27 protein-coding genes are annotated in these 23,743 nt (G+C 66.4%); 16 read left to right on the forward strand and 11 right to left on the reverse strand.

Features of this window, described 5'->3' with window-relative positions:
* Positions 1-732, reverse strand: coding sequence for a DedA family protein (locus QCD75_RS03735; RefSeq protein WP_301225965.1), 732 nt, complete (start codon positions 730-732; stop codon positions 1-3).
* A gap of 19 nt (positions 733-751) precedes the next feature.
* Positions 752-1,516, reverse strand: a complete 765-nt coding sequence (locus tag QCD75_RS03740) for a phosphatase PAP2 family protein (protein ID WP_301225850.1) — start codon at positions 1,514-1,516, stop codon at positions 752-754.
* Positions 1,517-1,651: 135 nt separating this feature from the next.
* Between QCD75_RS03740 and QCD75_RS03745 the strand changes: the two genes are divergently transcribed.
* From QCD75_RS03745 to QCD75_RS03770, 6 genes are all read left to right on the forward strand, one after another.
* Positions 1,652-2,053 (forward strand): VOC family protein, encoded by a 402-nt coding sequence (locus QCD75_RS03745; protein ID WP_301225852.1) that lies wholly within the window; start codon positions 1,652-1,654, stop codon positions 2,051-2,053.
* A 195-nt stretch (positions 2,054-2,248) separates the two neighbouring features.
* Positions 2,249-2,959, forward strand: a complete 711-nt coding sequence (locus QCD75_RS03750) for a TetR/AcrR family transcriptional regulator (protein ID WP_301225854.1) — start codon at positions 2,249-2,251, stop codon at positions 2,957-2,959.
* A gap of 130 nt (positions 2,960-3,089) precedes the next feature.
* Complete coding sequence (locus QCD75_RS03755) at positions 3,090-4,334, forward strand: acyl-CoA dehydrogenase family protein (RefSeq protein ID WP_441005436.1); 1,245 nt, start codon at positions 3,090-3,092, stop codon at positions 4,332-4,334.
* A 35-nt stretch (positions 4,335-4,369) separates the two neighbouring features.
* Complete coding sequence (locus tag QCD75_RS03760; RefSeq protein WP_301225858.1) at positions 4,370-5,566, forward strand: acetyl-CoA C-acetyltransferase; 1,197 nt, start codon at positions 4,370-4,372, stop codon at positions 5,564-5,566.
* Complete coding sequence (locus QCD75_RS03765; RefSeq protein ID WP_301225860.1) at positions 5,563-7,152, forward strand: long-chain-fatty-acid--CoA ligase; 1,590 nt, start codon at positions 5,563-5,565, stop codon at positions 7,150-7,152. Before QCD75_RS03760 ends, QCD75_RS03765 begins: the two co-directional genes overlap by 4 nt.
* Positions 7,153-7,234: 82 nt before the next feature.
* A complete protein-coding gene (locus QCD75_RS03770; protein WP_301225862.1) occupies positions 7,235-7,744 on the forward strand; it encodes a hypothetical protein in 510 nt (169 codons plus the stop codon).
* A gap of 46 nt (positions 7,745-7,790) precedes the next feature.
* On the opposite strand, the gene QCD75_RS03775 is transcribed toward QCD75_RS03770, so the two are convergent.
* Positions 7,791-8,567: a GOLPH3/VPS74 family protein gene (locus tag QCD75_RS03775; RefSeq protein ID WP_301225967.1), complete on the reverse strand. Its 777-nt coding sequence runs from the start codon at positions 8,565-8,567 to the stop codon at positions 7,791-7,793.
* Positions 8,568-8,573: 6 nt separating this feature from the next.
* Here QCD75_RS03775 and QCD75_RS22165 point away from each other — a divergent pair, with 6 nt between their 5' ends.
* From QCD75_RS22165 to QCD75_RS03785, 3 genes are all read left to right on the forward strand, one after another.
* The gene (locus tag QCD75_RS22165; protein WP_367400627.1) at positions 8,574-8,963 is read left to right on the forward strand and encodes an SDR family oxidoreductase; all 390 of its coding nucleotides are present in this window, start codon (positions 8,574-8,576) and stop codon (positions 8,961-8,963) included.
* A 160-nt stretch (positions 8,964-9,123) separates the two neighbouring features.
* A complete protein-coding gene (locus tag QCD75_RS22170) occupies positions 9,124-9,249 on the forward strand; it encodes a hypothetical protein (RefSeq protein WP_367400628.1) in 126 nt (41 codons plus the stop codon).
* A gap of 69 nt (positions 9,250-9,318) precedes the next feature.
* A complete protein-coding gene (locus QCD75_RS03785) occupies positions 9,319-10,236 on the forward strand; it encodes a multidrug DMT transporter permease (protein ID WP_301225864.1) in 918 nt (305 codons plus the stop codon).
* Positions 10,237-10,265: 29 nt separating this feature from the next.
* Here the strand turns inward: QCD75_RS03785 and QCD75_RS03790 are convergent, their stop codons facing one another.
* On the reverse strand, positions 10,266-10,610 hold the full coding sequence (locus QCD75_RS03790) for a cupin domain-containing protein (RefSeq protein WP_301225866.1): 345 nt from the start codon (positions 10,608-10,610) through the stop codon (positions 10,266-10,268).
* A 330-nt stretch (positions 10,611-10,940) separates the two neighbouring features.
* Here QCD75_RS03790 and QCD75_RS03795 point away from each other — a divergent pair, with 330 nt between their 5' ends.
* Both QCD75_RS03795 and QCD75_RS03800 read left to right on the forward strand, forming a co-directional pair.
* A complete protein-coding gene (locus QCD75_RS03795; protein ID WP_367400629.1) occupies positions 10,941-11,186 on the forward strand; it encodes a YciI family protein in 246 nt (81 codons plus the stop codon).
* 130 nt (positions 11,187-11,316) lie between these two features.
* Positions 11,317-12,210 (forward strand): alpha/beta fold hydrolase, encoded by an 894-nt coding sequence (locus QCD75_RS03800; RefSeq protein WP_301225868.1) that lies wholly within the window; start codon positions 11,317-11,319, stop codon positions 12,208-12,210.
* A 36-nt stretch (positions 12,211-12,246) separates the two neighbouring features.
* Here the strand turns inward: QCD75_RS03800 and QCD75_RS03805 are convergent, their stop codons facing one another.
* Positions 12,247-12,789 carry an ArsR/SmtB family transcription factor gene (locus QCD75_RS03805; RefSeq protein WP_301225870.1) on the reverse strand — a complete coding sequence of 181 codons (543 nt, stop codon included), beginning with the start codon at positions 12,787-12,789 and terminating at the stop codon, positions 12,247-12,249.
* Between the two features lie 74 nt (positions 12,790-12,863).
* Between QCD75_RS03805 and QCD75_RS03810 the strand changes: the two genes are divergently transcribed.
* The 4 genes from QCD75_RS03810 to QCD75_RS03825 all read left to right on the forward strand — a co-directional run bounded on the left by QCD75_RS03810 (position 12,864) and on the right by QCD75_RS03825 (position 16,135).
* Positions 12,864-14,114, forward strand: coding sequence for an MFS transporter (locus tag QCD75_RS03810; protein WP_301225872.1), 1,251 nt, complete (start codon positions 12,864-12,866; stop codon positions 14,112-14,114).
* Between the two features lie 184 nt (positions 14,115-14,298).
* Positions 14,299-14,547 carry a hypothetical protein gene (locus QCD75_RS03815; protein ID WP_301225875.1) on the forward strand — a complete coding sequence of 83 codons (249 nt, stop codon included), beginning with the start codon at positions 14,299-14,301 and terminating at the stop codon, positions 14,545-14,547.
* Between the two features lie 125 nt (positions 14,548-14,672).
* Positions 14,673-15,257, forward strand: a complete 585-nt coding sequence (locus tag QCD75_RS03820) for a histidine phosphatase family protein (protein ID WP_301225876.1) — start codon at positions 14,673-14,675, stop codon at positions 15,255-15,257.
* Between the two features lie 278 nt (positions 15,258-15,535).
* Positions 15,536-16,135 carry a PadR family transcriptional regulator gene (locus QCD75_RS03825; RefSeq protein ID WP_301225969.1) on the forward strand — a complete coding sequence of 200 codons (600 nt, stop codon included), beginning with the start codon at positions 15,536-15,538 and terminating at the stop codon, positions 16,133-16,135.
* Positions 16,136-16,188: 53 nt separating this feature from the next.
* Here QCD75_RS03825 and QCD75_RS03830 read toward each other — a convergent pair whose 3' ends face one another.
* Genes QCD75_RS03830 through QCD75_RS03840 form a run of 3 tightly spaced genes read right to left on the reverse strand, consistent with a single transcriptional unit; the run spans position 16,189 to position 19,682 of the window.
* Entirely contained in the window at positions 16,189-17,568 is a 1,380-nt protein-coding gene (locus tag QCD75_RS03830; RefSeq protein ID WP_301225878.1) for a glutamate decarboxylase, read from the reverse strand.
* A 34-nt stretch (positions 17,569-17,602) separates the two neighbouring features.
* On the reverse strand, positions 17,603-18,313 hold the full coding sequence (locus QCD75_RS03835; RefSeq protein WP_301225880.1) for a hypothetical protein: 711 nt from the start codon (positions 18,311-18,313) through the stop codon (positions 17,603-17,605).
* Positions 18,303-19,682 (reverse strand): chloride channel protein, encoded by a 1,380-nt coding sequence (locus QCD75_RS03840; RefSeq protein WP_301225882.1) that lies wholly within the window; start codon positions 19,680-19,682, stop codon positions 18,303-18,305. The genes QCD75_RS03835 and QCD75_RS03840 overlap by 11 nt, the downstream gene beginning before the upstream one ends.
* Positions 19,683-20,006: 324 nt before the next feature.
* On the opposite strand from QCD75_RS03840, the gene QCD75_RS03845 reads away from it, so the two are divergent.
* Positions 20,007-20,150, forward strand: coding sequence for a hypothetical protein (locus QCD75_RS03845; protein ID WP_301225884.1), 144 nt, complete (start codon positions 20,007-20,009; stop codon positions 20,148-20,150).
* Positions 20,151-20,306: 156 nt separating this feature from the next.
* Here the strand turns inward: QCD75_RS03845 and QCD75_RS03850 are convergent, their stop codons facing one another.
* The 3 genes from QCD75_RS03850 to QCD75_RS03860 all read right to left on the reverse strand — a co-directional run bounded on the left by QCD75_RS03850 (position 20,307) and on the right by QCD75_RS03860 (position 23,712).
* Positions 20,307-21,629 carry an MFS transporter gene (locus tag QCD75_RS03850; protein ID WP_301225886.1) on the reverse strand — a complete coding sequence of 441 codons (1,323 nt, stop codon included), beginning with the start codon at positions 21,627-21,629 and terminating at the stop codon, positions 20,307-20,309.
* Entirely contained in the window at positions 21,626-22,870 is a 1,245-nt protein-coding gene (gene argE, locus QCD75_RS03855; RefSeq protein ID WP_301225889.1) for an acetylornithine deacetylase, read from the reverse strand. Before argE ends, QCD75_RS03850 begins: the two co-directional genes overlap by 4 nt.
* A 227-nt stretch (positions 22,871-23,097) precedes the next feature.
* On the reverse strand, positions 23,098-23,712 hold the full coding sequence (locus QCD75_RS03860; protein ID WP_301225891.1) for a helix-turn-helix domain-containing protein: 615 nt from the start codon (positions 23,710-23,712) through the stop codon (positions 23,098-23,100).
* Between the last annotated feature and the right edge of the window lie 31 nt (positions 23,713-23,743).

Consider the following 23,743-nt stretch of genomic DNA (forward strand, 5'->3'; position numbering starts at 1 on the left):
TCAGCTATTCTCCTGCGTTACGCCTTCCGCGGGCAGTTCGCTGATGGTGTCGTCGCCAAAGTCAGCTGCGGGTTCGGCACCGGAACTGCGTTTCTGGCGGCGGCGTTTGAGCAGCTGGATGCCCCAGGGCAGCACGGAGACGAGCACCATAACGACGGCGATGACGTCGATGTTCTTGGCGATGATCTCGTAGTGGCCGAGCCACGAACCCAGCAGCGTCACGGACGTGCCCCAGGCCAGCGCCCCGGCGAAGTTCCAGAGCGTAAAGGACTTGTACCCGTAGCGGGCGATGCCGGCGCTCAGTGGTGCGAAGGTCCGGACCATGGGCACGAAGCGGGCCAGCACAACTGCGGCGCCGCCGTGGCGGCGGAAGAAATCCTCGGTGGTGGTCAGGTGCGCTGTCTTGAGGACCCGCGCGTCGTCCTTGAACCACCGGCGGCCGTACTTGCGCCCGATCATGTAGCCGACCTGGTCGCCGGCCACCGCCGCGGCGGTGACGACGCCGATGAGCACCGGCAGCGTCAGCTGCAGCTGCTGATGCAGCAGTCCTGCGGTGAAGAGCAGCGAATCCCCGGGCAGGAAGGGGAACAGGACACCGGATTCGATGAACACCATGAGTGAGATGACGCCGAGCGCCGCCGGGCCGAGACCCTCGAGCAGGCTCGCAGGGTCAATGAGCGGCGGGATTCCGGCCGCGGCGGACAGTGCCGGGGCAAGCCCCGACGCGTACATGCCGTGCATGGTCACGTCCTTAGGATCGGGTTGACCGGAGCGGGACTGCGGCCGGCAGTCGCTCCAGGATGCGCGGTGCAAAACGGTTCCACAGCCCGGCAACCAGCAATACTGCCGCACTCGCGGCGAGGAAGGAGGCTGCCACATCGGTGGGGTAATGGACGCCGATATACAGCCGCGACCAGGCCACCACCAGGGCCACCAGCACGGCGGCGGCGGCGGCGATCCTGGCCCAGCGGGTTCCGCGGGCCAGGAAGTACAACGCGAATCCCAGCGCGACCGCGAAGGAAACGTGCCCGCTTGGGAAGCTGTTGGAGCCCGTTTCGGGCGAGAGCGGATCGAACAGCAGGGCCGGGTTGGGCCGCTGGCGGGCGATGATGAGCTTGAAGAACTCACTGGCCACCCATCCGGAGCAGGCGACGACGCCGAACGCGACGGCCTTCACCAGGGAGCGACGGACCACCCAGAGATACAGCGCAACGGCGGCCACGAGGACGACGCCGGCCGCCGGGCCGAACACCACGTTCAGGACCATCGCCACGCCGGTCAGGAGCGCGGCATGGTGCTGGCTGAGGTCCTGGTCCACGCCGAGTTCGGCGGCGCTGCCACCGGGCACAAGCTGTGCCGTCAGGCCGAGCGCGAGGACTGCCACGCACAGCAGCGCGGCCCGCAGCAGCCAGTGCCGGGCCTGCGGGATGGCCCGGAACTGCAGTCTGGCTACCGGGCGGGTGCCGGCAGGGTCATGGGGCGCTGTATCGCGGTCAAGAGGGGCTGGTCCAGGCATGGAGTCCTCCGGGTCGGGGCAAGGGCGCTGTCCGGCGCCTCCTTCAACTTTCCCGTGCCGCCCTTAAGAAAGGCTTAAGAAGTGCCGGGGCCGTCCCCTCGGCACGCCCGGCAGCTTGGCGGTACTGTGAGGCGCATGGAGATGCGCCTTGAAGTTGTGCAGGTACCGGTAGCGGACGTCGACCGGTCAAAGTCCTTCTATACGGAGAAGCTGGGGTTTGTCCTGGACCACGATGTTGAGCACATTCCCGGGATGCGGGTGGTGCAGCTGACACCGCCAGGTTCGGCTGCTTCGATCGTCATTGGTACCGGCATGACGGGCATGACACCCGGCAGCCTCGAGGGGCTGCAGCTCGTCGTGCCTGACATGGGCGCGGCACGGGCCGAACTTCTGGGCCGGGGCGCCGATATCAGTGAGGTCCAGGAGATGGGTGGCGTGCAGTTTGCCTTCTTCGCCGACCCGGATGGCAACCGCTGGGTCATCCAGGGCGCCACGCCTTCTGACATCAGGGACGCGCATCTGGAGGAGCCCGCGTAGCGTCGCCGGCCATGCTGTCCGCTGCCGTCTGCAACCTGTGGCGTCAGTAGGTGGTCGCGTTCTGCAGGATCAGGGGCCTTCGACGCCGCCGAAAAGCTCGCGGTGCGTCGCTGGGCCAGCGGCGGGCTCCTGGACTAGCACCCGGGAACCGCTGGGCGCCCAGGCAGCACCAGCGGTTGTGCTACATTTCGGCCCATGATCTCGCACCCGACAAGCCACGATGCCGACAGGCCTGCCGCCGCCGCCATCGGGCTGTTGGCCAGGCAGGGCTACGACGCAACGTCTGTTGACGATCTCGCGGACGCCGCGGGCATGAGCCGCAGCACCTTCTTCCGGAAGTTCGGGTCAAAGGAGGATGTGGTTTTCGCTGACCACGAGCGGATCCTGCGCCAGGTGACCGAGCGGCTGGCGGAAACGATGCAGGAACCACTCGCGGCGATCGGGGAGGCGGCGCTGCTGGTATTCAATCACCACCTGCGCAACCCCGAAACGTCCCGCGCGCGCTACGAGCTCATGCAGGCCGTGCCGGCGCTCCGGGACCGGGAACTGGTGACTTCGCACCGGTACGAGAGGGCGTTCCTGCTGCACCTGCTGGCTAGCCTCCCTGATGTCGAGCATCGGCAATACATGGCCGTCTCCTTCGCCGCAGCCGCGGTCGCCGTGCACAACGCCTTCCTCCGCCGCTGGCTCCGCTCCGCACCCGCACCACAGGAATCAGGGACTGCTGACCGGGACACGTCAGGCGCGCTCGCGAACGAACTTCGGGCGCTCTCGGAGATCTTCCGGCCGGCGCTGTTCGGGCCCGGCACCCCCGCGCAGGCGGCCCCGGCCGTCGTCGTGACCGTTCTGGCCGCGGGCGCCGACAAGGATGCAATAGTGCAGGCCGTCCGCGACGCGCTGCCCTGACGGCGCTTGTGGAACTGAGTTTCTTGACGTGGAACCGCGTTCCAATGCATGCTTAGTTGGTGTGGTGTGAGCCACAGCACGCGGGCCGCCAGGTCCCCACGCCGAGACAGAGGACAAACAGATGACGACGATGTCGACCGCCGGGTTCACCGCAACCGGGGCCGGAGCTGAATTTCCAGTCGGCACCGTCGAACCCGACTATGTCCTGACCGAGGCCCTGGGCACGGACCCTGCGAACGTGTTTGCCGGTATCAGCGACGGCGACCGCGAGTACTGGGGCCGCGCCCGCCGCTTCGTCCAGGACGAGGTTCTTCCCGTCATCGACAGCTACTGGGAGCGCGCCGATTACCCGGTGCACCTGGTCGGGCGCCTTGGTGAGCTGGATCTGCTCCGGGACGGGGTCCAGGTGGACGGCTTCCCCACGATGAGCAGGATGGCAGCCGGCCTGGTGAACATGGAGATCAGCCGCGGCGACGGCTCTGTGGCCACCATGATCGCGGTCCAGGGCGGCCTCGCCCTGCGCTCCGTAGCCGAGTGCGGATCTGCCGAACAGCAGCAGCGCTGGCTCCCCGCCGTTGCCGCCGGCAAGGAATTCGCCGCCTTCGCGCTGACGGAGCCCACCCACGGCTCGGACGCGGTGGCCCTGGAATCCACGGCCACCAGCACGGCCGGGGGCTTCCTGCTCAACGGCGAGAAGAAGTGGATCGGCAACGGCTCCGTCGGCGGGGTTTGCGTGGTCTGGGCCAGGGGCGAGGACGGCCAGGTCCACGGCTACCTGGTGCCGCAGGACTCCCCCGGCTACTCCGCGACGAGAATTGAAGGCAAGCTCGCCCTGCGTGCCATCTGGCAGGCCCACATCCGGCTGGAGAACGTGTTCGTCCCGCAGGAAAATGTGCTGCCCGGGGCGCGGTCCTTCAAGGACACCGCTCGGGTGCTGCTGGCCACCCGGCTGGGGGTCGCCTGGTCCGCCGTCGGGCATGCCACCGCCTGCTACGAAACCGCGGTCCAGTACGCCAAGCAGCGTATGCAGTTCGGCCGGCCGCTGGCCGCCTCCCAGATCGTGCAGGAACGACTGGCCCGGATGCTCAGCGAACTGGCCACCATGCAGCTGATGGTGGTTCAGATGACCCGCCTCGACGAAGAAGGCGCACTCACCCCCGAACAGGCGTCACTCGCGAAATACACCTGCACCCGCGTTGCCCGCGGCATTGCCTCCAACGCCCGGGACCTCCTCGGCGGCAACGGCATCCTGCTGGCAAACCGCGTCGCCCGGCACCTCGCCGATATCGAGGCCATCCACACCTATGAAGGCACCGAGACAATGCAGGCACTCATCATCGGCCGCGGGATCACCGGAATCTCCGCCTTCGCGTGAGCCACACTGAGCCTGCCAACCCCGAAAGGACTCTCTTGAACCAGAACGCTAACATCCCCGTCATCCTCGGCGGCGCCCGGACACCCTTCGGACGCTTCCGCGGCGGCCTCATGCCCTTCTCCTCCACCGAACTGGGCGCCCACGCCATCCGCGCCGCGCTGGCCCGCGCCGGCGTCGCCCCCGAACAGATCGACGCCGTCATCGTCGGCCAGGTCATCCAGGCGGGGGCAGGACAAGGCCCCGCGCGGCAGGCCAGCCTGGCCGCCGGAATCGGCTGGGACGTGCCCACCGTGACCATCAACAAGCTCTGCCTCTCCGGCCTGACCGCCGTGATTGACGCAGCCCGGATGATCCGTGCGGGGGAAGCCGACTTCATCGTTGCGGCCGGCCAGGAGTCCATGACCAACGCACCTCACCTGGTTCCCGGCCTCCGGGCTGGCGTCGTTATCGGGGATGCGCCGATGCTGGACTCGCTGAACCGGGACGGGCTGCAGGATCCGGTCAGCGGCCAGCTGATGGGCGAGGCCACGGATGCCGGGAACGCCGAACGCGGCATCACCCGGGCCGAGCAGGACGCCGTCGCAGCCCGGTCCCACCAGCGGGCCGAAGCGGCACGCGCCGCCGGCGTGTACGCCGAGGAAATCGCCCCGATCGACGTTCCCCAGCGCAAGGGGCCCGCACTGACGCTCGAGCACGACGAGGGTATCCGCCCGGGGACCACCGCCGAATCCCTGGCACAGCTCCGTCCCGCGTTCTCAAAGGACGCCACGGCGACCATTACCGCAGGATCCTCCTCCCCGCTCTCCGATGGTGCCGCCGCCCTGGTGATCGCCAGCAAAGCGGCAGCCGAAGCGGCTGGGCTCGAATGGATCGCCGAAATCGGCGCCCACGGCCAGACTGCGGGACCCGACGGCTCACTGCATTCCCAACCCGCCCGCGCCATTGAACTCGCCCTCAAGCGGGAGGGCCTCACCGCGCAGGACCTTGATCTCGTCGAGATCAACGAAGCCTTCGCGTCCGTGCTCATCCAGTCCGCCAAGGACCTGGGCATCGAGCCGGAGGACATCAACGCCGAGGGTGGCGCCATCGCCCTCGGGCATCCGGTAGGGGCTTCGGGCGCGCGCCTGGTCCTGCACCAGGCCCTGGCGCTGAAGCGCCGGGGCGGAGGCACCGGCGTCGTCGCCCTCTGCGGCGGCGGCGGCCAGGGCGACGCCCTGATCCTGAAGGCATGACCATCCCTACGAAGAAGCGGGCCATGAATACCAACAATCCCGAAGAGGGCTTCGGCACCATCTCCGTCGCAGCCATCCTGGCCGAGTCGGCTCGAAGGACCCCGGACCGCACCGCGCTGATCGTCGGTGAGGAGGAAACCAGCTACGGCGACCTCTGGCGTGAGACCCGCGCCTACGCCGGGGCGCTGCGGGCGCGCGGCATCGGCGCCGGCGATGCCGTTGCCGTGCTGATCCCCAATGTTGCGGACTTCGCCCGCGTCTATTTCGCGGTCCTGTCGCTGGGAGCCGTTGTGGTTCCGGTGCACGCCCTGCTCAAGGCGCGCGAAATCGAGTACGTGCTCCAGGACAGCGGGGCCACGATGCTGATCTGCGCCGCTCCGCTCCTGAAGGAAGGCGCTGCCGGTGCCGCCGCAACCGGGACCGATCTCCTGACTGTGATGGCGCCCGACGACGGCGGGCTGCCGCGGCTCGAAGCCGAGGCCGCCGCGGCCGAGCCAATCCGCACGTACGTCCCGTGCCGGCCCTCGGACACCGCCACCATCCTGTACACCTCCGGCACCACCGGCAAACCCAAGGGCGCCCTCGGCACCCACTTCGCCCTGGTGGAACAGACTTCCGTCATTCTGACGTCCGTCATGGACTTCCAGCCGGGCGACGTCCTCTTCGGCGGGCTGCCGCTCTTCCACACCTTCGGCCAGACAGTTGTTCTCAACGCGGGGCTGCGGGCGGGCGCCACGATCGTCATGATGCCCCGCTTCAGCGGCGAGGGCGCCCTGCAGTTGATGGCCCGGCACAACGTCAACATCTTCCTCGGGGTGCCGACCATGTATGTGGCGCTCATCGAGGCGGCCAAGGCCACTGAGGTCCGCCCGGCGGCCCTCCGCTACGGCATCTCCGGCGGCGCGTCCCTCCCGCTGGCCGTGATGGACAAGTTCCGCGATGTCTTCGGGGTGGAAATCCACGAGGGCTACGGCCTGACCGAAACCTCCCCGGTTGCCGCGTTCAACCACGTCGGCACCCCGCCGCGGCCCGGCACCATCGGGGTCGCCATTTGGGGCGTTGACATCGAAATTGCCCGCGCCGAAACGGTCGAGAGCATCGAGCTGCTGCCCCCGGGCGAGCTGGGCGAGCTTGTCATCCGCGGACACCTACTGATGAAGGGCTACCTCAACCGGCCGGAGGCCACGGCCGAGGCGATCGTCGACGGCTGGTTCCGCACCGGGGACCTCGGCACGAAGGACGGCGACGGCTACCTGAGAATCGTTGACCGCAAAAAGGACATGATCATCCGAAACGGCTACAACGTCTACCCCCGCGAGGTCGAGGAAATCCTCCTGACCCACCCGGAGGTGGTCAGCGCCGCCGTCTACGGAATCCCGCACGACGTCCACGGCCAGGAAGTTGCGGCCGCCATCGTGCTCGACGCGGGAGCCACCGCCACCGCGGCCGAGCTGATGGAATTCGCCAGCGCCCAGCTCGCCGCGTACAAGTATCCGCGCGTCATCAGGCTGCTCTCGGAGCTCCCCCTCGGGCCCAGCGGAAAAATCCTCAAGCGAAACCTGGCCACCGAGCCCGTCGGATCCTGAAGGCCGGCGCCGACCCTACCCCCTACCGAAACGCCGGACGGACGCTTAGTGTCGAGGCAGCCAACGTAGGGGGATATGCGTGATGGAGAAGACAACCAGCCCAAGCCGGACCGGGGCGTTGCCGGCCTCTCGTACCGGTCCGATCCTTTCCATCGTCGCCGCCCTGGCCGGGCCCCTGTGCGTTATCTTCCTGACCGGATATTTGACCATCCAGCTGCAGCTATCAGAGGTGGGCGCTCCGCTTCTGGATTTCAGCGCGCGTCCGATCCTCGCTGGGGGTGAATGGGTGCCGTACCTAGTGCGGGCCGCATTCGTGCTCCTTGCCGTGGCCGTGGTTCTGGGATACCGGGTGGCGGCGCGCACTGGGGCGGCGCGGGTTGTGACTCTCACTGTCCTGATCGCGGCTGTCTTCGCAGGTGCCAACACTCTTCGGCCTGTCCCGATGGATGGGGAGCCGCAGCCGATCGCCCTGTTCAGTCTCATCAACGGCGCTACCTCACCGTTCACCCTGGCACTGATCGGAGCAGTCATCGCCGACCTGATCTCCATCCGCCGCCGAAACCGGCTAGGCCCGGATGAATCCGCTATCTAATCCGGGCCCCGTCCTTTCCCGAGACAGGGCGGGTTTTCAGGTGGCATCAAAGGGTTGCTGCTTCTTCCTGCGCCAGTCTGATCATTCGAAGTTCGTCCTCCACCGCGCGGGTGGGCCAATAGTCCTTCGACAACTCTCCGGCCCGGGTTCGATCTGCTGCCGTGAACAGCTTGCCGAGCAGCCCGGCGGCATGGAGCAGGGCGATCAGCGCCGTGGTCCTGTCATCGGGCGCCGTGGATACCGGAGCCTTGGCAACAGGCGCAATGGTGCCAGGCGCAATGGTGTCAGGCGCATTGGTGTCAGGCGTCTGGGCATCGGGCACCTCGGCAACGGGCGCCTGGGCATCGCTCTTCGCGGGATCCGGTGCCGCACCGCTGAGTGCCGCCTGGAGCTTTTCCAGTAGCGCAGCTTTTGGGCCGTGATCCTTCTCCGGGTACCGCGTGGACTTGAACAGACCAAGGTGTTTTTCGCCAACAGGTTCCACGATGCCCCGTGCCGCCATCCCCTCGTAGACACGCTGCACTTCGGCGCGGCCCTCCAGCATGGAGACCCACCGCTTGGGAGTGTGGGGCCGCGATTTGCCACGGATAAGTTCCAGCTCGCGCTGGAAGTCCGTTGGCGGGGCGGCGCCGGTAGCCCTGACGTGCTTCCCCTGCAGCCCGATCGCACCAAGCAGCTCCAACTCGGCCAGTATTGCCCCTGCCAAAGTGGTCCTGAGCGCGAACACCGGCACTTCAGGTGTGCCGTCTTTGTCGTTTGTTGCCAAGAGCAGGAAAGCCTGGGGAAGGCTCAGGTCCGCCGCCTTAGTTGTTTCAGCATCCATACGATCATGGTGGCCCAGTTGCGCCGCCACCACAACGGGTCTCGACCGACCGCAGCTGATCAGCCGGCTGCCACCGGCGATCTCGGCGGGCGGATCCTGCGGAATCTGGTCGCTTCGGGGGCCACGGTCCGGGTCCTGACACGGCCGGCGACCAGCACGGAGCGGATTACACAGCTACGCGCCGAGGGCGCCGAAGTGATCCAGACGGGTTACGACGACCCGACCGGCCTCCGACGAGCCTGCACGGGGGTGGACTGCGTGGTATCCGGCCCCGAAACAACCGGAACTTGCAGCTCCGCAGAGACTTCGCACAGAGTCTGGACGCCACCGAAATCCGGGCCACGTCGATCCTCAACGGCGCCTTCACTGACATGCTTTCCGGGCAGGCGCCCATGATCCTGTGCTCCCGGCACTGCGTGCCCTTCTGGTCCGACCCCGACCAGGTGCTCGACTTCACCACCAAGGACGACACGGCCACCTACACCGCCGCCGCAGCCCTCGACGAGCGGGCGCCCCGCGTCCTCAGATCGCCGGGGCCTTCCCGCCCTGGCAGGGCATGCAGTATTTCGCCAGCATGTTCAGCGGGGACGCGAACCTGCACCACATCAACAACGACCGGTACGGCAGCCGGAAGTGGACCACCGCCCGGGACCTCCTGGAGCAGCACCGGCAGCAGAGCTGACTGCACAGGACGGCACAGCACAGCACACTACGGTCAGGTGCTCCCGGCCAGGTTCGGTAAGGTCGGATCATGATCGAATCTGCGGCCGTGCCGGCGCTGGCGTCCTATCACTGGCTTGGCATCCCGATTGCCGCTGCCGGCGCGGTCCTGCTCGCGCTCGGAACCCTGCTTCAGCACAAAAGCATCGAAGACCAGGGTGCGGCACCCGGGCGAGCCGCTGGAAGCATGGGCGGAGGACGCCTCCAGGCCCTCCTGCGTAAACCAGTATGGCTGGGCGGGACAGCCCTGCTCGCTGTGGCGATACTCCTGCAGCTGACGAGCCTGCGTTTCTCCCCCCTGATCGTCGTGCAGCCCATCGGCGCGGTCGCCCTGGTGGTAACCACCCTGGCCACCGCCCGGACGACCCGCAGGTCCCCGGGTCGCCGGGCGCTGGCGGCCGTGGCCTTATGTGTCGGCGGAGTGGGTGCGTTCGTTGCCATCGCAGCTGTGTCCGCTCAGGACGTTGAGGTCAGCGACCGGCACCTCATCACGATTCTGGCCCTCCTGGGCGTCGTCCTCGCCGCACTCGGCACGGGTTTCGGTCTCTGGCGGCACCGATGGGGCGCCATCGTCTTTACCAGCGGCGCCGGGATCCTGTTCGGCTTCGTCGCGGCCCTGGCCAAGACCGTCATCGCCCGGTTGTTCCAGGGCGACTTCGAATGGCTGTCCTTAACCTGCCTGGCGGGGCTGGTCATTGCCGCACTGTCCGGAACGTTCCTGGTCCAGAACGCGCACACCCGGGGCACACCCGAACTCGTCGTCGCCGGGCTGACAGTCATCGATCCCCTCGTTGCCGTAACCATCGGCATCACCATCCTCGGAGAGGCCGACACCGCCCCGCTACTGGCAATCGTCGCCTTCATCCTGGCTGGCGCAATAGCGGTCGCCGGAGTCCTCCTCCTCGCCACAGTGAAAAGGTCCCTGGCCACAACGCCGGCCCTGGGCTGACGGATCTGGCGACGCCGACCGCGCTCTTTCTACTCTTGCCTGACTATGTCGACCGAGATCTCCAACGCCGGAACCGTTCCTCTGTTCTCAAGCCAGTGGGTGGTGTCCCTGTCCTCGGGCCAGCCCACCCCCGGCCCATAGTCCTTCGCGACCCCGTTCCGGTGGTCAGTGATCGTCCCTTGCAGGATGTAGACGATGCCTGGCCGGTCCTTATGGTCGTGGATCGGGCCGTAGACGCCTCCCGGCTCGATGGTAACCATGCGCATTCGAAGCTGGCGCCCTGCCATGCCCTCGATCTCAGGGCCAAGGTCAACCGTGGAAAGTAGCTCCGCGGTAACGCCATTGGTTTCAGGTTCCGCGTGGTCGTTGCTCATCGTGCTCTCCTCTGTGTACTTCCAGGGGCTACGTTCGACGTTCAACCCAGGACGAGCTGATATCCGGATTGAACCGTCCGATTTATAGTCATGGAACCATACCCTCCTGCGGGCTGCGAGGGCCAAGGAGCGTCTGAATGCGTTTGATCCAGGTCAGGAGCCTGTCGACCGCCGGCGAACATAAGTACACTCCCTACTGTGGCGGCGACTGGAGGCCGCCGGGACAAGGAGCCATGAGATGACGCGGTACCTGATTTCATTCGATGACGGCGCAATGACCTTTCCCGCGGAGGATCTGCCCGACGTGGCGAAAGCGGCACACGCAGTGGTGTGGTCCAGGAGGCCACGGACGCCGGCGTGTGGGTATTCGGCGGCGGGCTAAAGGACCACCGGGAGGGGAGCATTGTGGCCACCGACGGGACGGTCACCCACGGCCCGTACCCGGAGAGCAAGGCGCACCTGGGCGGATTCTCCGTCGTCGACGCGCCCTTCCGCGACGAGGCATTGAAGTGGGCTGCCAAGATCGCCGTCGCCTGCCGCTGCGCGCAAGAGGTCCGCGAGTTCGTGCCCGGCTGAAGACCCATACACAGCGGGCGCGTCCACTCGACGTCGGCCATCTCTGACCAAAGCGGCCCCGCCGGGAGGCAGGCGGGCGCGTCCCCCGGCAGTTCCGGGGTCAACGCGCCGGCGGGGCCACAATGGCGGTATGAGCTTTACATCCTTCGGCCGCATCGAAACCCCCGTCCTGGACATCGGATACGAGTCCGCGGGCGATCCGGGCGGGACCCCGGTCATCCTCCTGCACGGTTTCCCGTACGACGTTCGAACCTTTGACGACGTCGCTCCGATCCTCGCCGGCCAGGGCGCCTTCGTGCTCGCGCCGTATCTTCGCGGCTTCGGTCCGACGCGCTTCCTCGATCACACGACGATCCGCTCCGGACAACAAGCTGCCCTCGGGCAGGATCTCCTCGACTTCATGGATGCCCTCAACATCGAGCAGGCAGTCGTGGCGGGCTACGACTGGGGCGGCCGGGCGGCGTGCATTGTGGCGGCACTGGAACCCGGACGCGTCACCGGGCTCGTCTCGGTCGGCGGCTACAACATGCACAACCTGGCACGCTCCGGCGAGCCTGCCGTCCCGGAATGGGAGCGAAGCTACTGGTACCAGTACTACTTCCACTCCGAGCGGGGGCGCCGCGGGCTGGAGCAAAACCGTGACGGACTGTGCGAACTGCTTTGGCGCACCTGGTCGCCCGGCTGGGTCGGCGCGCAGCAATCGTTTCCCGCCAGCGCCCCGAGCCTGCACAACCCGGACTTCGTCGACGTCGTCATCCACTCCTACCGCCACCGGTACGGACTGGCCGACGGCGACCCGCGGTACCAGCGGTTCGAGGACCTGATCGCCCTGGAACCTCGGATCACCGTCCCCACGGTGGTGCTCGAAAGCGGGGAGGACGGCGTCGGCGGCCCCCCGGCGATGGCAGGCAGAAACCACTTCACCGGCCCCTACAGCCAAATCGTCCTGCCGGGTATCGGACACAACGTTCCGCAGGAGAATCCGGACGCGTTCGCACAAGCGGTACTGAGTCTGTTCGACTAGGTGCTTCGCCGCGGTCCGCTAACAGGCGCCAGAGACCTAGTCCGGCGACCGGTGAAGGACAAAGATGCCGCCGTATGCGGGCTGGTCCGATCGCTGCCGATCACTGTCGGTGTATTCGCTCAGCACAGCGTAAACGCGCGTGGTGAGGTCCTCAGCGTCTGCCTTGGAGAGGTGCAGCACGAAGCGTGAGAGGCTGGCGAGCGCATCCGGGCCTGCTTCGGTCAGCTCTTCCCGGAACGCCTCGACCGGTGCCAGCGGACCGTCCGGGCCGGCTTCACGCAGTGCGGCGTCCAGGTTCCAGGACCGCCCCGTGGAGCGATACGGCTTCTCCAGCGCACCGCTCTCTCCCGTGCGGACCTCCGCGGGTTCCAGGAATCCGGTGGAGAGCAATTGCCGCACGTGGTAGAGCATTGTCCCCGGATCCTGGCCCAGCCGGTCGGCGAGCTGCTTGTTGGTCAGTTCGTGGAGCCCGCACAGGCGCAGGATCCTCAAGCGCAGCGGATGGGCCAACGCCTTAATTTCGAGGGCGCTTGCGGCGGGCTTTTTCCCGTTCGCACTCGTCTGCTCTGCGTCCGTCATCTACCCATCCTACAAACCGATGTACTGAATTCAACCCCCTTGAATTTTATCAATCAATGGGGAATGGTTCAGCTATGACTGGTCACGTTGTGCAGATGGAAGAACGCCGTCGTGCGCCGCTGGGTGCGTCCTACTGGAAGCTGTGGACCTCATCCGGGCTGTCCAACCTCGCGGACGGCGTCTTCAAGATCGCGCTGCCGCTGCTGGCGATTCAGCTCACCCAGTCACCCACGCTGATTGCCGGGCTGAGCGTCGCAGCGACGCTTCCCTGGCTTCTCTTCGCCCTGACTGCCGGAGCCCTGGCCGACCGGCTGGACCGGCGCAAGCTGATGTTGTGGGCCAACCTCAGCCGCGCGATGCTGCCCGCCTTGCTGGCCGCCGTCATCCTGCTGGATTTCGGCACCATTTGGGCCCTGTACGTTGTCGCCCTGATGGTGGGCGTGGCTGAAACGCTCTACGATACCTCCGCGCAGTCGATCATGCCCCAGGTGGTGCACCGGGATCAGCTGTCGCGCGCCAACGGCCGCCTCTACGCCGTCGAACTCACCGCCAACCAGTTCGTGGGTCCCCCACTGGGCGGGCTGCTGGTGGCCATCGGCGTCACTGCAGGCCTCGCGGTGCCGGCGGCACTGTGGCTTGCGGCCGTCGGTGGCCTGCTCCTGGTCCCGGGGGCTTTTCGGACAGAACGGGAGCAGAAGACAACTCTGCGGTTCGACATTGGCGAAGGTTTGCGGTTCCTCTGGAACCAAAAGATCCTCCGCACGCTCGCGGTGATGACCGGGGTGTTCAACTTCGCATCCAGCGCGGCATTCGCGGTCCTGGTGCTGTTTGCCGTGGGCCCGGCTTCAGCAATGAAGCTGTCCGAAGTGGGGTTCGGCGTGCTTTTGACGGCCTCCGCTCTCGGCGCCTTCGTTGGCTCCTTCATCTCCGAATGGGCGGAGGCCAAGCTGGGCCGGTCGAAGTCCCTGGCGCTCACGATCTTCGGGAGCGCGCTGTTAGTAGGCGCGCCCGCCATGACCGACAACCCCTATGTTCTCGGCCCCATCCTCTTTGTCGGCGGCATGCTGATCATGCTGTGGAACGTCATCACCGTCTCCCTGCGCCAGCGCATTGCCCCCAACCGCTTGCTGGGCAGAGTCAACAGCGCCTACCGCCTGCTGGCGTGGGGCACGATGCCGCTGGGTGCAGCAGCGGGCGGTCTGCTGGCGCAATGGCTGGGCCTGCAGGCCATGTTCGGCATCATGGGGGTGCTGACCCTCGCACTGCTCGGGATGATGCCGATCCTCACGGACAAGGCGATCGCCGCGGCCGACGTCGAATCCTAAGTTGTACTGGGCCTTTCCGGCTTCCGCGTGGCCGTTGCGAGGGGCCAAACGGTCGACTTTTCCCCGCTACCGCTGCATTCGAGGCCGTGGTACGTTCAGCGTGATCAGGATGTCCGAACGGGCCCCTATCCAGCCCGGCTCCTGGCGCAACCCCAGAAAGCAGAGGCGAACGATGCCAACATTAATGATCTTCCACGAAGTCGACGACGTTGAGCACTGGCTCAGCTCAACAAAAAGGCAAGACGTCTTCGGCCCTCTCGGCATAACGGTTCGAACGTTCATCGACCCGGCCAAGAGCCACCGTGTAGGCCTGATCGTCGAAGTCCCCGATATGGGAACTTTCCAGCGAATCATGGAGTCCGAAGAGGCGGCCGAAGCGATGAAATTCGACGGCGTCCGCCCGGAAACACTCCTGACGCTGGTCGAGCCTTAGGCACCCCCAGGCACGGTCCTGGTTCCCGCTGCAGGGATGTCCCCGGCGGAGTTCCCCGCCGTCCGGGGCGGCGCGTGGGACCGCGGAACAACTCCGCCACCGGTATCCGGTGGAGAATGGAACGCATGACCCTCACGACGTTCGCCCTTGTCCGCCATGGCCAGACGGACTGGAACGCTCAGCGCCGGCTGCAGGGGTCCACCGACATTCCACTGAACGACGTCGGCCGCGGCCAGTCGCGCGACGCCGTCGCCGTCCTATCCGGCTACGAGTGGGACGCGATTGTGTCGTCGCCGCTGAGCCGCGCCGCGGAAACCGCCGATCTCATTGCGGCAGGACTGGGACTCGGCCTCGTCCGCCGCGTACCGGAGCTCACCGAACGCAGCTTCGGGCCCGCCGAGGGCCTGCAGGACGGCCCCGAACTGGACGCGCTGCGCATCCCCGACGGATTCCGTGGCGCAGAAAGCGTGGATGGTGCAGCCCGCCGCGGGCTCGCCGCGCTCGAAGCTCTCGCCGAGGAGTTCCGCGGCCGCCGCGTCCTGGTGGTGGCCCACGGCTCCCTTATCCGCGTGAGCCTCAGCCGTGCTATGGGCCGCACCCTGCACGGCATCGACAACACCGCGCTCAACCTGGCCCACCACGATCCCGTTGACGGCTGGCAGCTCGAATTCTTCAACGGCGAGCGCCTTGTCGCCGGTATTCCGGCCTAATCCGCACCGACCTAGGTCCGGGACCACCCACTCCGCAGCACTGTACTCCGCACCACATGGCAGGCGTCCAATGAATCGCCAGCGGCCCCAGACGCCGCCGCGGAAACAGCGCCGAACGCATAGCCCGACAGCTCGGCGACCCGCCAGGGCTTCCCTGCGCAAGTCACCAGGCAGCGGCAAAACCATTGATTAGCGACTGTTACCGACATATCGTTAACTATCGCCGATAGTCGGCGTTCATGATGAAAATGCAGACGAAGTGGAAGGACGATGCCGTTATGAAAGGCGACGATGAATGCACAGACCACGGGCCCGCGCTGGGACGCTTCGGGCGCAACAGGAGCGGTCGCGGACCCCACGGACACGGCGGCTTTGGGCCGGGCCGCGGGTTCGGGCCAGAATTCGGCCCGGGCTTTGGCCCCGGATTGGGCCCTGGCGGTTCGCGCCGGGCCAACAGGGGCGATGTCCGTTCGGCAATTCTTTCCCTCCTGGCGGAATCACCTTCCAACGGCTACGGCCTGATCAAGACAATCGATGAAAAGACCTCTGGGGCCTGGCGCCCGAGTCCGGGCTCCGTATACCCGACGCTGCAACAGCTCGTTGATGAAGGACTCATCGAGCCGGTTGGTGACAGCCGGCGCACTGAGTTCGTGCTCACCGATGCGGGTAGGGCTTACGTGGCCGAGCACGCAGAGGAGCTGGGGAACGCGTGGAACATCGACCCCCAGGGATCCGGCCCGGCGTTCCACCAGAGTGTAGGAAAACTGATGGGGGTCATCCACCAGTTCCGCTTTTCGGCCACCGAGGAACAGCGCAAGGCCGCGATGGAAAAAATCGATGAAACCCGCCGCGCGCTCTACCTCATCCTCGCCGAATGACACTGCCGACCTCCGCTGGATCCGCCGCCCAGCCGGGGAGCACTTGAACTGAGTCAATGGCCGGGTCCGGTAACGATCTTGTTCCGTTCTGATTCGTGCGCGCCGCCCTTCTTCGCCAGCGTGGTGCACGCCTCTTCGATGTCTCGGGCGAGCGTGTCGACGTGCTCGCGGCTCATCGTTTGTTTGACCAAGGCCCGCATGATCGTCACGTTTTGGGCGTTCGGCGGCAGGGTGTAGGCCGGCACCATCCAGCCGCGCTCGGCCGAGAGCTGCCAGGCGATGTCGAACTCGTTGTATCCGGGGTCGGCGGCTAGCCGGAACGCGACCAGGGGAAGTTGCTCCTCGGCGGCGCCGATGATCTCGAACCGGCCCACCGCGTCCAGCTTCTCGGCAAGGACGCGGGCGTTGGTCTGCATGTTACGCATGATGTAGGTGTAGCCGGCGCGACCATAGCGCACGAGATTGTAGTACTGGGCGATGACCATCGCCGAGCCGGTGGAGAAGTTCAGGGTGAAGGTCGAGTCGGTCTTGCCAAGGTAGTTCTCCTCGAAGACGAGGTCCTTGGCCAGGTCGGCCTTCTCCCGGAAGATCAGCCAGCCGATGCCGGGATAGACCAGTCCGAACTTGTGCCCGGAGACATTGATGGATCGGACCTGTTCGAGCCGGAAATCCCATTCGGAGTCCGGGTAGAGGAAGGGCCAGACGAACCCCCCGCTGGCCCCGTCCACGTGCAACGGTACATCCAGGCCTCGCTCGTGCTTGATCCGGAGGAGCAGGTCGTTGATGCCGGCGATGTCGTCTTTGTGCCCGGTGAACGTCGTACCCAGCACGGCTGCGACGCCGATGGTGTTCTCATCGACATGGGCCTGCACATCGTCCGGGCCGATCGTATACTTCCCGGGCTTCAGCGGCACGATCCGTGGCTCGACGTCGAAGTAGCGGCAGAACTTCTCCCACACGACATGCACGTCGCCGCCGAACACCAGGTTCGGGCTCGACGTCGACGCGCCGGCGGCCTCGCGACGCTTCCGCCAGTTCCACTTCAGGGACAGACCGCCGAGCATGATCGCCTCGGACGACCCCTGGGTCCGGGCTCCCGTCGTCTCGCCCGGCGCGTGGAAGAGGTCGGCGAGCATCCGAATGCAGCGCTGCTCGATCTCGGCCGTGCGGGGATATTCGGCGTGGTCGATAAAGTTGCGGTGCAGGTTCGCAGCGATGATCTGCTGGGCCTGCGGCTCCATCCATGTGGTGACGAAGGTCGCCAGGTTCCGGGCCGGGTCACCCTCCAGCGCCAGATCCTCCGCCACCAGCCGCAAAGCGTCCTGGGCAGGAATCCCGGTCTCCGGGAACTCCCGGCTCGGTACCTCCTGGGTGACGAATCGGTTGCCAAACAGGGCCACGTCGGCATCCGCCGGCTGGAAATTTAGTGACATCACTTCTCCTCCTTCAGGGACTGCTGATCAGACGTTACGGATGAGTTTCCCGGTTTGCAGGAACCGAGGTGTCGGTGGATTCCGGACTCAGCATCAGAATCGCGCCGGTCAGGAAGCAGAGGGCTCCCACGAGCGTGCCGAGATTGGACACCTCGGCGTTCCAGACATCGCCGCTCGACGGTATGACAAAGGCCGCGACGGCCGAGATCCCGAACGCAACAGAGCCGGCCACGTTGACCACGCCGATCTTCCACGCCCGGGGCCTGGGCCTGGGCCGGCCGGCAAACCCGACGCGACCGGCATCCCGCAACGCCACACCGCCTGCAATGAGGAAGGCGACTGAACCCAGAGCATCGGGTCGCCACACCCGCTGCTCGGTCAGCGCCGCGCTGAGATTGTCCCGCACTGCGTTTCCCGTACTCCAGTTGAACCACAGGGTCCCGGCAAGTTGAATCCCGCCGGCGAGCCAGGCGAGATTCCGCGGCGCCCATACCCATAACAAATGGCGCCGCGTGGCAACCACGGCCGGGAGGGCGTCCACGGCTTCGCGGTACTGCAGGAACGCTGCACAGGTGAAGAACAGCGAACCGACGAAGAATGTGACTGCACACCAGCGCAATCCCACGGCCTCGGAGTAGAACGGCATCGCCCCCAAGGCGAACAGGCTCGAGCCAATGATGAACAGCCAGGCGATCCACCGGTCCCGTACGGGCGAACGACCTGCGCTCGAGATCTCATTTCGCATGGTCGGTCCTCGAGGGAGCCCGACGCTGCACCTTGCCGGCATCGTCAGGGGCCACTGACGCCGTCGGGCCCGGGCCCGGGAGCACATTGGTGATCACGAAGGCCACCGCCACAGCCACCACCACCTGGGGTGTTACAGCCACACCGTCCACACCCAGCAGCAGCGTGGCCAGCAGCGTAGACGTCAGCGGCAGCCGCAGCATGGCTGCGCACATGGCTCCCATGCCCATGCCGATCCCTGCCGCGAGATTCATTCCGGGCAACCCGCTCGCAGCAATGCCGAGCGCCGCACCAATGAACATCGACGGGAACACCGGCCCGCCACGAAATGCGCTCAGGGAGAGCCCGTAGACAAGGGTCTTGCAAGCGACCAGCAGGACCAACACCGCAAGCGAGTAGTCCGCGGCGTGTCCGACCAGCTCCGGAAGTGCGTCCTGCCCCGAGAACAACACCTGCGTGAAGCTGTGCCCCGAGATCAACTGGTACGCCATCGCGGCAAGACCGATCAGCAAGCCCAGCGCAGGCGTCACCAGCACCCGGTTCAGATGCACGACCGGCCGAAGCGACAGTGCGACCCGGCGGATCAGCCATCCCAGCAGCGCGCCGGCCGCACCCATGACCACCGCCCAGCCCATCGTCGCCACTGTCGGCGGCACCGCAGGCGGCACCACAGGCAGCGCCAGCGAGAAGCTGCCCAGCCCGGTCCAGCCGTCCAGTCCGACGAACACCAGCGCGCCGACGCCGGAAGCGAGCAGCCCGGGCAGGGCCACCAGACTCAGCGTCATTCCCCCGATCCCGGCGGCCTCCATGATCAGGAATGCACCGAGCACGGGAGACCCGAGCAGGGTACTTATCGCCGCGAAGCTGCCGGCCGACGCCATGATCGTCAGCGACATCGGCGGAGCCTCCTTCTTCACCAGGTGCACGGCCAGCGCCCCGAGGCCGCCACCGATCGCGATCAGCGGCCCCTCGGGTCCGAGCACCGCACCCAGGCTGAGCGTGGTCAGCGCCGCGAGAACGATGCCCGCGAGCTCACGACCGCTGGGCGGACCACCGCCCGTCTTGAATCCGAAGGCGGGTGAGTGGCCCCCGGTTCCCGGCAAATACCGGATGGTCAACGCCGTCAGCAGCCCACACAGCACCAACCATGGAACCGGCCACCACGCAGGAACAGCACCCCCGAGGACTTGATTCGGCAGTCCGACGAAAACGAACCGCTGCACCGCCCCAACCAAAGCGAGAAAACCGTACGCAATGACCGAGATGGGAAAGCCCAAGACCGCTGCCAGCACGAGCGCGGCGATGTACGGCCTGGAACGAATCACGGCGACCGGATCGATACTGGGCGGGGGCGCGGCAGGCTCGCTCATTCCCGGCAACCCGGCGCTCCGGTGACGATTCCGTTGAGCATCCCTCCTCCTTCCGCTGGCAGTCCGCTTCACGGCGGAAGCCATTAGCGAGGTCGCGCAAGCGATACAGGCCGGTCAATCACACGGTCTCCAAGTTAACGCTCCCGCTGGGGTCAGTCATCACCCGCTGCGGGTGAAAGAGAACCACTGAACTCCGTGCCCATCAGCGGGCCGAGCGTGCGGCGGCGAGCTGGGATCTCCTTTTGGCCACGTTGCTGGTGATGACACGGGCCGGCAGGCATAAGCTGATACCAGAACGTCTTTTCCAGCGCCGGGAAGATCATCGTGGACTCTGAAACCGCCGATGTAATCGATCATGATGTCACCACCATCACCTGCGTGTGCGGCAACACCGTCAGCAAGGACGGGTTGATCCAGGCCAACTCGCAAGGCGTCCCCGTCCACAACGGAGACAGCGGCCAGGACTGAACCTGGTGAGCGGACGACGGCGGGGCCTCCCCGCCGGGGACACTCGACTCCTTGGGCCGGGCCGCGGGAGTGCACCCAACTGAAGCCCCTTGGCGCAAGAGGACGACGGCGGGAGCTTCCCGCCGTCGTCGTCTCTTGCGCTGGGTTCAGTTCACCTCAGGCCTGGCGGTACACCTTGCGGGAAATGGCCAGGCTAGCAGTGGCGATCACCGCGACGACAACAAGATAGAAGCCCGGCACCAGAAGAGAACCGGTGCTGCCGATCAGCCACGTCAGGATGAAGGGAGCGAAACCGCCGAAGACGGTGACTCCGATGTTGTACCCCAGGGAGAGTCCCGTTGAGCGGATGCGGGCCGGGAACATCGAGGACATGATGGCCGGCAGCGGCGCGAAGTAGGCCGTGGCGAGCACTGAGAGCACCAGTTCGACCACGATCATGGTGGGCAGTGCGGGGGCCGCGATGAGCAGCATAAACGCCGGAATCCCGGCAATCATGGACCCAATGGCCGCCCACGTCATGATTCGGGCCGGTCCCACTTTGTCGGCCAGCATGCCGACGAACGGGGAACCGATGCTCATGACCACACCGAAGATCAGGGTGGAGAGGAATGCCACGGATTTCGGCATCCCGAGATTAACGATCGCGTAGGTGGGCATGAAGAGGGCAATGTAGACGCCCACGGATCCCAGCGACACGACGCCGACGATGGCCCCGAGCCGGCCGCCGTTGCCGATGAACGTCTCCCGCAGGGGCGACTTGGACCGTTCCGTGGCCAGGAACTCGGGCGTTTCCTCCATTTTGGACCGGATGTACCAGCCCACGGGTCCAATGGCCAGCGCGAAGATAAACGGCAGCCGCCAGCCCCAGGAGTCGAGTGCCTGGGTGCTGAGATAGGTGTTCAGCGCGAACCCGAATATTCCGGCCAGCAGGATGCCGCCGCCCTGGGTGGCAACCTGCCAGCTGCCGTAGAACGCCTTCCGGCTGGGTGCGTATTCGATCAGGTAGGCCGTGGCCGTGCCGAATTCCCCGCCGGTGGCGAAGCCCTGTAGCAGCCGGGCGACCAGCACCAGGATGCTCGCCGTGACGCCGATGGCGGCTGCCGTGGGTGCCACAACAATCAGCAGGGTGCCGACGAACATGACAAGGATGGACACCAGCATGCCGGCCTTGCGGCCGGCCCTGTCGGCGTAGCGGCCGATGATGATGCCACCGAGCGGGCGCATGATGAAAGACACCCCGAACGAGGCGAAGGCCAACAGCAGCGACGCCGTTTCATTCGTGGTCGGGAAGAACAGCTTGGAGATGGTGACAGCGAACGTGCCGTAGACGATGAGGTCGAACCATTCGAGCCCGTTGCCGATGGAGGCTGCGACGACGGCTTTGCGGGCATTACTTTGTTCCAGCGCGAGGGCGGCCGGCGATCGCGTATCGGTGACCTGGTCGCTGGGACCGAGGCTGGGGGCAGTTTGATGGCTCATGGCGTTGCGGTCCGATCGGTCGTGGCGAGGTGGGCGGCGAGAGCCTGCAGGAAACGTTCGCAGGCAGCGATCTGGGTCAGTTCGATGTATTCGTTGGCGGTGTGGCCCTGGTCCATGCTGCCGGGACCGCACACCACGGTGTCGATTCCGGCCCGCTGGAAGAGACCGGCCTCGGTGGCGTAGACGACGGATTCTTCAACGGCGTGGCCGCTGAGGTCCTGGGCCAGGTCCAGTGCGACGCGCGGGCCCGCGGGGCTCAGTCCCGGGACCGTGCCCAGCGGGGCCATGCGGATGTCCGCCGCGGGGTTCTCCTGCTGGATTTCGGTCCTCAGTTCGGCCAGGTGGTCCTCGATGCGGGAGGTCACTGCCTCCGGGTCCACTCCGGGGATGGTCCTGAACTCGAATTCGAAGTCGCACTTTTCGGCAACCGTATTCACTGCGGCGCCGCCGCTGACGACGCCGACATTGGCCGTGGTGTAGGGCACCACGAAGGTCTCGTCGAACGGGCCGGACAGCCGGTGTTCGTCGGCGAGGGAGCGGATAAAAGCAATGGCCCTGGCCGCGTATTCGATCGCATTGACGCCCGTGGTGGTCATCGAGGAGTGGGCGGCAATCCCGCTGACACTGACGCGGAACAGCTGGCTGCTCTTGTGCGCCGAGACCGGGCGCATGCTGGTGGGCTCCCCGACGAAGCCCAGGCGGGGACGGATCCCGCGGGCGGCGAGCTCGGCCAGCAGGACGACGGCGCCGTGGCAGCCGACTTCTTCGTCGTAGGTCCAGGCGAAGTGCAGCGGTTCCGCCAGCGGAACGGACAGGAACTCGGGCAGGAGGCCCAGGATGGCGCCGCTGAAGGCCTTCATATCCGTGGTGCCCCGACCGTAGAGCCGCCCCTCCCGGACCTCCGGAGTGAACGGGTCGCTGTCCCACGCCTGGCCGTCCACGGGAACGACGTCGGTGTGCCCCGCGAGCATGATGCCGCCGGTGACGGTGCCGTCCTGGGCCGGAATCGTGGCGAAGAGGTTGGCTTTGCGGCCGTCCGGGCTGGGGACGATCACCGGCGTGAGGCCGTGGGCGGTGAGCTCATCCGCCATGCTGTGGATCATCGCCAGGTTGGAATTCCGGCTGGTGGTGTCGAAGGCGATCAGCCTCTTGGACCAGGTAAGGGCGGCGTCGCTGGGGGCTATGGTGGCCGGATCGGCGGTGGCTGGAACGGCGGTTGCCGGTGCGGTGACGGGCGTCATGGGCAGGTTCCTTGGGGTGGTGACGGGACGGGGCTTGGTGGCCGGCTGCGGCAGGCGCCAGCAGCTGGCTGGCGCTCCGCGGTCCCATCAGTATTTGGTCGACCTACCGCTCATGTCAACACTTTGGGTACGATTTATTCATTAAATTGAATACGGGGTTCATGCTCGCCTTCCGGGCGGCGCCCGCCGTCGACGGTTGCGTCACCAGTCGCCGCGCAAGGCCACAGCTAGAACGACGGCGGCGTCATGGCGCCGATCAGCACCGCGTCTTCCGATGTTGAGTTGCGGTACCAGTGCGGCAGCGAGGAATCGTAGGTCAGCGAATCGCCCTCCTCCAGGTCATAGCCCACGCCGTTGACGCAGACATGGAGCCGGCCCTCCACCATGGTCACGCACTCCTCGCCGGCATGCTTGAAAGGAGCATCCTCGTTGTCCCATCCAGCCGCGATCTGCGCCCGGAGCATGCCCAGCTGGCCGCTCATGTGGGGTGTCAGGAGTTCATAGATCAGGTTGTCCTCGGCAACTTCGAGGCGCCGTCTGTCATCGCGCCGCACCAGCGCCCCGCCTTGGTCCTTCGTGTCAAAAAAGCGTCCCACCGGCACTTTCAAGGCCTGGGAGAGCTTGATCAGCGTGGTCAGCGACGGATTGCCCTGGCCGCGCTCGATCTGGCTGAGCAGGCCCGGGCTCAGGGCGGCAGCTGCCGCCAGGCTCCCGATGCTGTACCCGGCCTCACGCCGCAGCTGCAGGACCAGGGCCCCCACGGCAGTCATTGCACGCTCGGCCTGATCCTCCACGCCGGGGAATTCCTGACCTGCGCGGGGGTGTTCGCCGTGATTCTCCATTCCACGATCGTCCGCCATAGTGAAGATATCG

The organism is Arthrobacter sp. PsM3 (assembly GCF_030433895.1).
Classification (GTDB): domain Bacteria; phylum Actinomycetota; class Actinomycetes; order Actinomycetales; family Micrococcaceae; genus Arthrobacter.